This is a genomic window from Nocardia sp. NPDC003345, assembly GCF_053589395.1.
Genome location: NZ_JBSFRU010000282.1, coordinates 1 through 8,879 on the forward strand (window position 1 = coordinate 1; position 8,879 = coordinate 8,879).

Consider the following 8,879-nt stretch of genomic DNA (forward strand, 5'->3'; position numbering starts at 1 on the left):
GCGAGACAAAGCGGCGCAGCCGCGAGTATCGCGTGCTGACAAGCGACGCTTCGGGGGCCGAACCCCGCGCGGCGGAGCCGCGCCGATAAACACAGAACCTTCACGAGCAAGGTCGCTGCTCCGCCTTCTCGATCGGGTATGCCCCGACCATCGCGACCCGTTGGCTCCGGCGCGTCCTCCGTCAGGCGTCGTCCAGAAGTTCGGCGGTAACAGCCGACTCCGTATCCGGCACCCCCAGCTCCTTGGCCCGCCGGTCCGCCATCGACAGCAACCGCCGGATCCGCCCCGCCACCGCGTCCTTGGTCATCGGCGGGTCCGCCAGTTGCCCGAGTTCTTCGAGCGAGGCCTGCCGGTGTTCGACCCGCAGCTTCCCCGCCGCGGCCAGATGGTCCGGTACATCGTCGCCGAGTAGTTCCAGCGCCCGTTCCACCCGCGCCGCCGCGGCCACGGCGGCCCGGGCCGAGCGGCGCAGATTGGCGTCGTCGAAGTTCGCGAGCCGGTTGGCGGTGGCGCGTACCTCACGCCGCATCCGGCGTTCTTCCCAGGTGAGCCGGGTGTCCTGCGCACCCATCCGGGTGAGCAGGGCGCCGATCGCCTCGCCGTCGCGCACGACCACGCGATCGGTTCCACGCACCTCCCGGGCCTTGGCCGAGATTCCCAGCCGCCGGGCCGCGCCGACCAGCGCCAATGCGGCTTCCGGGCCCGGGCAGCTCACCTCGAGCGCCGAGGAGCGGCCCGGTTCGGTGAGCGAACCGTGGGCGAGGAAGGCGCCGCGCCACGCGGCCTCCGCGTCGGCGACGCTCCCGCCGACGACCTGGGCGGGCAGCCCGCGGACCGGGCGGCCGCGGACATCGAGCAGTCCGGTCTGGCGGGCCAGGGCCTCGCCCTCCTTCGCGACCCGGACCACATAGCGGGAGGATTTGCGCAGGCCGCCGGCGCTGAGCACATGCACATCCGACCCGTATCCGTAGAGTTCGAAGATCTCCCGCCGTAGCCGCCGGGCGATGGATCCCATATCGACCTCGGCTTCGACGATCACCCGCCCGCCGACGATATGCAGGCCGCCGGCGAAACGCAGCAGGGCGGACAGTTCGGCTTTGCGCGCACTCACCTGTGTTACGGCGAGCCGGCTCAGCTCGTCTTTCACTTCGGCTGTCATCGCCACGAGACGTGCTCCTTTCCACCCAACCCGGACCGCACATCCTGACCCATGTGCCGTCCCTCGACTCGAACCCCCGGCACCTGTGGCCGAGGCTCGCGGATCAGTTGATCCAGTGCGGCGGCGAGCTTTCCGGGGTCGTGCCGGGCCGTTCCCGCGTCGGCGACATCGGAAAAGATTACTCGTGCCCGTAATTGCCCGGCAGCTCTGGCCACATGTTCACGCTCGCGCCCTTCCGGCACACACCCGCCGTCGACCAGAACCTCGTCGACCGCGAAATCCGGTGCGTGCTGGGACAATACATGCAGATGCCGCTCCGCGGAGAAACCTGCCGTCTCGCCGGGCTGCGCGGCGAGATTCAAGATCAGTACTTTACGGGCCCGGGTTCGTACCAGGGCCTCGTGCAGTCCGGGAACGAGCAGATGCGGGATCACACTGGTGAACCACGATCCCGGTCCGAGAATCACCGTATCCGCCCGTTCGATGGCGGCGGTGGCATCGACGCAGGCGGGCGGGTCGGCGGGCAGCAGCCGCACCCGGCGCACCTTGCCCGGGGTGGTCGCCACCGCCACCTGACCGCGGATACAGCGGCTCACCCGCGGATCGGCCTCCAGTCCGGAGACATCGGCCTCGATATCGAGCGGGATGGTCGACATCGGCAGTACCCGGCCGGTGATGCGCAGCAGGGCGCCGACCTGGTCGAGCGCGGCCACCGGATCGCCGAGAACCTCGGTGAGCCCGGCCAGCAGCAGATTGCCGACGGAATGCCCGGCCAGTGCGCCGGTGCCGCCGAACCGATGCTGCACCGTACGGGTGAGCACGCCTTCGGCGTCGGCCGACAGCGCGGCCAGCGCCATCCGCAGGTCCCCGGGCGGTGGGACGCCGAGCTCCCGGCGCAACCGGCCGGAGGAGCCGCCGTCGTCGGCGACGGTGACGACGGCGCTGATCCGGCTGGTCAGTGCGCGCACCGCGGTGAGGGTGGCATAGAGCCCGTGGCCGCCACCGAGCGCGACGACGGCGGGATCGCCGGATGGGAGCGGGTCGCTGTCCGGGTTGCTCATTCGCGCCCCAGATCCCGGTGCAGTACCCGCACCGCGTCCACCGGCCCGTCCGCACCGGTCTCGATCCGGCCGCCGGTGAGTGCGCCGAGGGCCTCGGCGATCGCGACACTGCGATGTCTGCCGCCGGTACAGCCCACTGCGACCGTCATGTATCGCTTCCCCTCTTGGCGGTAACCCTGGGTGGTCAGCTCGATCAGGTGGTCGCAGGTCCGCAGATAGTCGTCGGCGCCCGGACGCGACAGCACGTAGTCACTGACCACCGCTTCCTGACCGGTGTGCTGCCGAAGTTCTGGTACCCAATGGGGGTTGGGCAGAAAACGCACATCCAGAACCATGTCGGCGTCCAGCGGGACACCGTACTTGAAGCCGAACGATTGCACGGTCAGCTGGAGCGCGGCGGGCGTGCCGCCCCCGTAGACCTCCTCGAGTTTGCGGTGCAGCTGATGGATCGACAGCTCGGTGGTGTCGATGACCACATCGGCCGCCGATTTCACCCCGGCGAGCCGCACCCGTTCGGCCGCGATACCGGCGGACAGGGTCCCGTCGGCGCTGTCGTTCTGCAGGGGATGCCGGCGCCGGGCGAAGCCGAACCGGCGGATCAGCACATCGTCGGAGGCCTCGAGGAACAGGATGCGGGTGGGTACGCCGCGGGTGCGTAGTTGTTCGGTCACCGCGGGTAGATCGCCGGTGAAGAAGCGGCTCCGCACATCCATCACGATGGCCAGCCGCCGGATGGGAGGGTCGGCGGATGCGCCCAGTTCGACCATGCGGCCGATCAGCTCCGGCGGCAGGTTGTCGGTGACATACCAGCCGAGATCCTCCAGGACCCGCGCCGCCGTCCCCCGGCCGGCGCCGGACAGGCCGGTCACCATGACGACCTCGACCGGGGTCGCCGGTTCGGCGCCCTGGACCGTCTTCGTACTGTTGTTCGATTCGACGCGAGTCATGTACCACCCGGATCCGTGTTCGGGAATGCGTTTCGGTCACGTAGCTGTACGCCCGCGCCCCGGAGCTGCGAGGGGGCGCAGAACCTAACGTACGTGACACGGGGGGATCACCGTGTAGTTGCGGCTGCCGCCGCGCCGGGCGCGATGAGTGACACCGCGCCGGGCGCGATGAGTGACAGCGCGCCCGGGGCGATCAGTGGCACCGCGCAACCGCGACCGCGACACCGCGCCGAGTCCGGCAAAGGACACCGCGCCGAGCCGGAAAGGTGACGCCGCCCGTGCGCTAGTGGTCCTGCAACGCCGCCAGTACCGCTTCGGCGGTGGTGCGGCCGATTCCCGGTACCTCGATGATCTCCTCCACCGTGGCCTCCTTGAGCCGGGCGACCGAACCGAAGTGGGTCACCAGCGCCGTCCGGCGGGCGGCTCCGAGCCCGCGCACCGAGTCCAGGGCCGAGGCGGTCATCCGGCGCGACCGCTTACTGCGGTGGAAGGTGATCGCGAACCGGTGCGCTTCGTCGCGCACCCGCTGTAGCAGGTAGAGGGCCTCGCTGGTGCGCGGCAGGATCACCGGGTCCGGCTCCCCCGGCACCCACACCTCTTCCAGCCGTTTGGCCAGGCCCACCACGGCGACATCGGTGATCCCCAGTTCCTCCAGCACTCCCGCCGCGGCGGCCACCTGCGGCGCGCCGCCGTCGACGACGTACAGGTTGGGTGGATAGGCGAATTTTCGCGGCCGCCCGGTGCGGGGATCGATCCCGGGCCGCGAGGTGAGTTCTTCTTCCGGGAGCTCGCCGGTCGCGGAGACGGCGTCCGGCGAGCTCCCGGGCTCGGGCTCCGGCGTCGTACCTGCCAGGTCGGCCTGTTCGGCCGCGTCCCGCTCCCGCCGCAACCGGGTGAACCGGCGTCGCGTGACCTCGGCGATACTGCCGACGTCGTCGGAACGGCCCTCGCCGGCCGCCTCGCGGATCGCGTAGTGGCGGTAATCGGATTTCTTGGGGAGTCCGTCCTCGAACACCACCAGCGAGGCCACCACATCGGTGCCCTGGACGTGTGAGATGTCGACACATTCGATCCGCAGTGGGGCGGTATCGAGGTCGAGGGCGTCCTGGATGTCCTGCAACGCCACCGACCGGGAGGTCAGATCGCCGGCCCGGCGGAGTTTGTGCTGGGCCAGCGCCTCCTGGGCGTTACGCGCGACGGTTTCGGCGAGAGCCTTCTTGTCGCCGCGCTGCGGCACCCGGACCCGGACCGCGGCACCGCGCAGTGTCGAAAGCCAGCGCTGGACCTCGTCCACATCCGCGGGCAGTTCCGGGACCAGTACCTCGCGCGGCACCACCGCCCCCGGCTGCTCGCCGGCGGTCTGCGCGGCTACGGCGGCCTGTTCGCCGTAGAACTGGGTGAGGAACTGTTCCACCAGGGCCGCGAGCTCGCCGCCGGCCTCCGCGGTATCCGCCGCGTCGCCGGATTTGTCCACCACCCAGCCGCGCTGGCCGCGGACCCGGCCGTCACGCACATGGAAGATCTGTACCGCGACCTCGAGGTCGTCACCGGCGAACGCGATCACATCGGCATCGGTGCCGTCGCCCAGCACCACGGCCTGCTTCTCCAGCGCCCGGCGCAGGGCCTGGGTGTCGTCGCGCAAGCGGGCCGCGGTTTCGAAATCGAGGTCGACGGAGGCGGCGTGCATCCGCCGCTCCAGATCCTTGACCATCCGGTCGGTGCGCCCGGCCAGGAAATCACAGAAATCGTCCACGATGCGCCGGTGCTCGGCCGCGGAGACCCGGCCCACGCAGGGCGCCGAGCATTTGTCGATATAGCCGAGCAGGCAGGGCCGTCCCATCTGGTTGTGCCGTTTGAAGACCCCCGCCGAGCAGGTGCGGGCCGGGAAGACCCGCAGCAGCAGGTCGAGGGTTTCCCGGATCGCCCACGCATGGGCGTAGGGGCCGAAATAGCGAACGCCCTTCTTCCGTGCGCCCCGGTAGACGAAGAGCCGCGGATACTCCTCGTTCAGGGTGACCGCCAGCACCGGATAGGACTTGTCGTCGCGGTAGCGGACGTTGAAGCGGGGATCGAATTCCTTGATCCAGTTGTATTCCAGCTGCAGGGCTTCCACCTCGGTGGACACCACGGTCCACTCGACGCTCGCGGCCGTGGTGACCATCTGCCGGGTCCGGGGGTGCAGCGCGGACACATCGGCGAAATACGAGTTCAGCCTGTTACGCAGGCTTTTCGCCTTACCGACGTAGATCACCCGGCCGTACGAATCCCGGAACTTGTATACGCCGGGTTCGAGCGGGATGGTGCCGGGCTGCGGCCGGTACGTCGCGGGATCTGCCACGCAACCAGCGTAGTAGCGGCCACGGACAGGATTTATCCGACTGCCGCCGCCACCGTCGCCGCCCGCGGCCACGGACCACCCGGCCCGGGGCGGGTGGTCCGGACGAGGCCGCGGATTCCGGGACCGCGGCGCCGCGCCCGCGCGAGTCCCCCTCCTCGGTCGCCCCGGACCGCTAGAGTTCGGAATATGCGCCCGGTACAACGGATTCGGTACGCACTGTCGATCACGGGACTGCTCGTGGCCGCCTCGCTGAGCGGTTGCGGCGACGATTCCGGCGCCGCGGGCCCGTGCACCCCGGCGCCGAACGGGACACCGGTCACCGCGGCCCCGGCCACCGGTTCGGCGGCGCCGACGTCCCGCGATCTCGCGACCAACCCCGAGATCGCCTCCGGATACCGTGCGGAGATGAGCGCGGTACACACCACCGGGTACGCGGTGTCCACCGCCAACTCGCACGCCACCCGGGCGGCCTGCGAGGTGCTGCGCGCCGGGGGCACCGCGGCGGACGCGCTGGTCACCGCCCAGACCGTGCTCGGACTCACCGAACCGCAGGCCTCCGGCCTCGGTGGCGGGGCGTTCCTGATGTACTACGACGCCGAACACGAGACCATCCAGGCCTACGACGGCCGCGAAACCGCTCCCGCCGAGGCCACCGAGAACTACCTGCGCTGGATCAGTGATTCCGATCGCACCGAACCTCGGCCGGATACCCGGGCCAGCGGCCGATCGATCGGGGTGCCCGGGGTGGTCCGGCTGCTGGAGACCGCGCATGCCGAGCACGGGCACACCGAATGGCGGGAGCTGTTCGAGCCGGCCGTGGCCCTGGCCGACCAGGGGTTCGAGATCAGTCCCCGGCTGGCCGGTCAGATCGCCGATTCGGCCACCGAGCTGGCCCGCGACCCCGCCGCCGCCGAATATTTCCTGAACCCCGACGGTTCGCCGAAGGCGGCGGGCACCGTCCTCACCAATCCGGCGCTGTCGAAGACCATGAATACGGTGGCCACCGAGGGGGCGGAGGCCTTCTACACCGGCTCGATCGCGGAGGCCATCGTCGCGGCGGCGGCCTCGGGCAGCGGCGGGCGCACCCCGGGCCTGTTGTCGGCCGCCGATCTGAACGCCTACCGGGCGGTGGAGCGGTCCCCACTGTGCACCGGGTATCGCGAGCACGAGGTGTGCGGGATGCCGGGTCCCTCCTCCGGCGGTATCACGGTGGCGGCGACGCTCGGCATCCTGGAGAACTTCGATATCCCCGGCCTGCCCCCGGAGCGCGTGGACCGCAACGGCGGCGTGCCACAGGTGGAGGCGGCGCATCTGATCGCGGAGGCCGAACGCCTCGCCTACGCCGACCGGGACAAATACATCGCCGATCCCGATTACATTCCGCTGCCGGGCAATTCCCCCGGCACCCTGGTCGATCCGGGCTATCTGAAGGAGCGGGCCGGGCTCATCGATCCCACCCGCAGTATGGGCACCGCGAAACCCGGCGATTTCGGGCCCACCACCCTGGGCGCCGGACCGCAGCAGCCCGAACACGGCACCAGCCATATCTCGGTGGTCGATTCGTACGGTAACGCCGCCGCGATGACCACCACCGTCGAATCGGCCTTCGGGTCCTTCCACATGGTCGACGGTTTCCTGCTCAACAATCAGCTCACCGATTTCGCCGCCGACCCGTCGGGCCCGGACGGCGCGCCGGTGGCCAACCGCATCGAGCCCGGAAAACGCCCGCGCAGTTCCATGAGCCCCACCCTGGTCTTCGAACGCGGCACGGACGGCGCCCCGGGGCCGCTCACCCATGTGGTCGGTTCACCGGGCGGTTCGGTGATCATCCAGTTCGTCGTGAAAACCCTTGTCGGCATGCTGGATTGGGGCCTGGATCCGCAGCAGGCGGTATCGGCGGTCGCGTTCGGCGCGGCGAATACTGCGGTGACCAATGTCGGCGGCGAACATCCCGCGATCGATGCCCGGGACGACGGCACGCACGACCCGCTGGTCACCGGGCTGCGGGAACGCGGACATCAGGTCTCGGTGGCTCCGCAGACCAGCGGGCTCAGCGTACTGTCGCGCGACGGCGAAACGGGATGGGTCGGCGGCGCGGATCCGCGCCGCGAGGGCGAGGTGCTGGGCGACACCCGCTAGCCCACGCTCAGTCGTGGCCGGCGTACTTCGCACCCAGTTCGCGGAGCCGGTCCAGCGCGGCCGCGGCGTGCTCTCCGTCGTTGGAACGGATCGCCAGCATGGGTACGTAGTCGTCGTTCACCAGCTCCAGTCGTGCCCAGGCCTTACGGTCCGGGAACGAGACGCCGCGGATATGTTTCCACTCGAACGCGTTGTCGCCGAGAACATTGCGCACCACCACCCCACGCTCACCCGCGCGCACCCGCGGCCGGGTGAGCAGCAGAACGGCGATCGCGCCGAAGATCCCGATGGCGGCCATCGCGAACTGGTCCACCACCCGGAAGTTCACCCCGGTGTACTCGATCCGCAGGAACACTCCGAGCGCGGTGAAGGCGATCACCAGCCCGGCGGCGACGATCACCGCGGTCCGCCGCGATTTCCGTGCGCGCACCTCCAGCTCCCACCCGGATTCCTCCGTCGGGGCGGTATCGGCCCGCCGCCACATCCGTACCACCGGCATCGGCTCAGCCCGCCGCGCGTAGTCCGCGCAGCGTGAGAGCGGCGTCCAGCGCGGCCGCGGCCGCCTGCTCGCCCTTGTTCTCCGCGGAATCGGGGAGCCCGGCCCGGTCCAGGGCCTGCTTCTCGTCGTTGGTGGTGAGTACACCGTTGGCGACCGGGGTGCGCTCGTCCAGCGAGACCCGGGTCAGACCGGCGGTCACCGCGTCGCAGACGTACTCGAAATGGGGTGTGCCGCCACGGATCACCACGCCGAGCGCTACCACGGCGTCATGGGTGCGGGCGAGTTCCTGGGCCAGCACCGGCAGTTCCATCGCACCGGCGCACCGTGCGACGGTGGTGTGCCGGACCCCGGCGTCGGCGGCGACACGTTCGGCGTTGGCCACGAGGGTGTCGCAGATCTCGGTATGCCACCGGGACGCCACGATGGCCAGCCGCAGATCCTTCGCGTCCGCGAGGGTGAAGTCCGGTACCCCGGTGCCGCTCATCGATTTCCGCCTTTCGGTCCGGGTGTCGTCACTGCGCCGTCTCTCCCAGGTCCAGATCGTCCAGCCCCACCAGGTCGTGGCCCATCCGGTCGCGTTTGGTGCGCAGATAGCGCAGGTTCTCGGCATTGGCGCGGACCGGCATCGGCACCCGTTCGGTGATCCGCAGGCCGTATCCGTCCAGGCCTACCCGTTTGGCCGGGTTGTTGGTGAGCAGCCGCATCGACCGGATACCCAGATCGACCAGGATCTGGG

At 70.1% G+C, this 8,879-nt stretch carries 7 protein-coding genes and 1 pseudogene; 1 reads left to right on the forward strand and 7 read right to left on the reverse strand.

Annotation, left to right across the window (positions count from 1 at the left end; all coding sequences use genetic code 11):
• Nucleotides 1-181 precede the first annotated feature (181 nt).
• The 4 genes from whiA to uvrC form a co-directional block, all read right to left on the reverse strand.
• Nucleotides 182-1,159: a DNA-binding protein WhiA gene (whiA, locus tag ACWDU1_RS24885; protein WP_174375588.1), complete on the reverse strand. Its 978-nt coding sequence runs from the start codon at nt 1,157-1,159 to the stop codon at nt 182-184.
• A complete protein-coding gene (locus ACWDU1_RS24890) occupies nt 1,156-2,220 on the reverse strand; it encodes a gluconeogenesis factor YvcK family protein (protein WP_450002010.1) in 1,065 nt (354 codons plus the stop codon). The genes whiA and ACWDU1_RS24890 overlap by 4 nt, the downstream gene beginning before the upstream one ends.
• Nucleotides 2,217-3,167: an RNase adapter RapZ gene (gene rapZ, locus ACWDU1_RS24895; RefSeq protein WP_450002012.1), complete on the reverse strand. Its 951-nt coding sequence runs from the start codon at nt 3,165-3,167 to the stop codon at nt 2,217-2,219. Before rapZ ends, ACWDU1_RS24890 begins: the two co-directional genes overlap by 4 nt.
• 283 nt (nt 3,168-3,450) lie before the next feature.
• Complete coding sequence (gene uvrC / locus ACWDU1_RS24900) at nt 3,451-5,505, reverse strand: excinuclease ABC subunit UvrC (RefSeq protein WP_450002013.1); 2,055 nt, start codon at nt 5,503-5,505, stop codon at nt 3,451-3,453.
• A gap of 186 nt (nt 5,506-5,691) precedes the next feature.
• Here uvrC and ACWDU1_RS24905 point away from each other — a divergent pair, with 186 nt between their 5' ends.
• Nucleotides 5,692-7,644 carry a gamma-glutamyltransferase family protein gene (locus tag ACWDU1_RS24905; RefSeq protein ID WP_450002015.1) on the forward strand — a complete coding sequence of 651 codons (1,953 nt, stop codon included), beginning with the start codon at nt 5,692-5,694 and terminating at the stop codon, nt 7,642-7,644.
• 7 nt (nt 7,645-7,651) lie between these two features.
• On the opposite strand, the gene ACWDU1_RS24910 is transcribed toward ACWDU1_RS24905, so the two are convergent.
• From ACWDU1_RS24910 to ACWDU1_RS24920, 3 genes and pseudogenes are all read right to left on the reverse strand, one after another.
• Nucleotides 7,652-8,143 carry a PH domain-containing protein gene (locus tag ACWDU1_RS24910; protein WP_450002017.1) on the reverse strand — a complete coding sequence of 164 codons (492 nt, stop codon included), beginning with the start codon at nt 8,141-8,143 and terminating at the stop codon, nt 7,652-7,654.
• Between the two features lie 4 nt (nt 8,144-8,147).
• A complete protein-coding gene (gene ribH, locus ACWDU1_RS24915; protein WP_450002019.1) occupies nt 8,148-8,627 on the reverse strand; it encodes a 6,7-dimethyl-8-ribityllumazine synthase in 480 nt (159 codons plus the stop codon).
• Between the two features lie 28 nt (nt 8,628-8,655).
• Nucleotides 8,656-8,879: pseudogene (locus ACWDU1_RS24920) on the reverse strand (bifunctional 3,4-dihydroxy-2-butanone-4-phosphate synthase/GTP cyclohydrolase II); the annotation flags it as partial.

Bases quoted from the DNA above. Each gene is read 5' to 3' on its own strand.
- whiA (WP_174375588.1), bottom strand. From the start codon at position 1,159: ATGACAGCCGAAGTGAAAGACGAGCTGAGCCGGCTCGCCGTAACACAG.
- ACWDU1_RS24890 (WP_450002010.1), bottom strand. From the start codon at position 2,220: ATGAGCAACCCGGACAGCGACCCGCTCCCATCCGGCGATCCCGCCGTC.
- rapZ (WP_450002012.1), bottom strand. From the start codon at position 3,167: ATGACTCGCGTCGAATCGAACAACAGTACGAAGACGGTCCAGGGCGCC.
- ACWDU1_RS24905 (WP_450002015.1), top strand. From the start codon at position 5,692: ATGCGCCCGGTACAACGGATTCGGTACGCACTGTCGATCACGGGACTG.
- ACWDU1_RS24910 (WP_450002017.1), bottom strand. From the start codon at position 8,143: ATGCCGGTGGTACGGATGTGGCGGCGGGCCGATACCGCCCCGACGGAG.
- ribH (WP_450002019.1), bottom strand. From the start codon at position 8,627: ATGAGCGGCACCGGGGTACCGGACTTCACCCTCGCGGACGCGAAGGAT.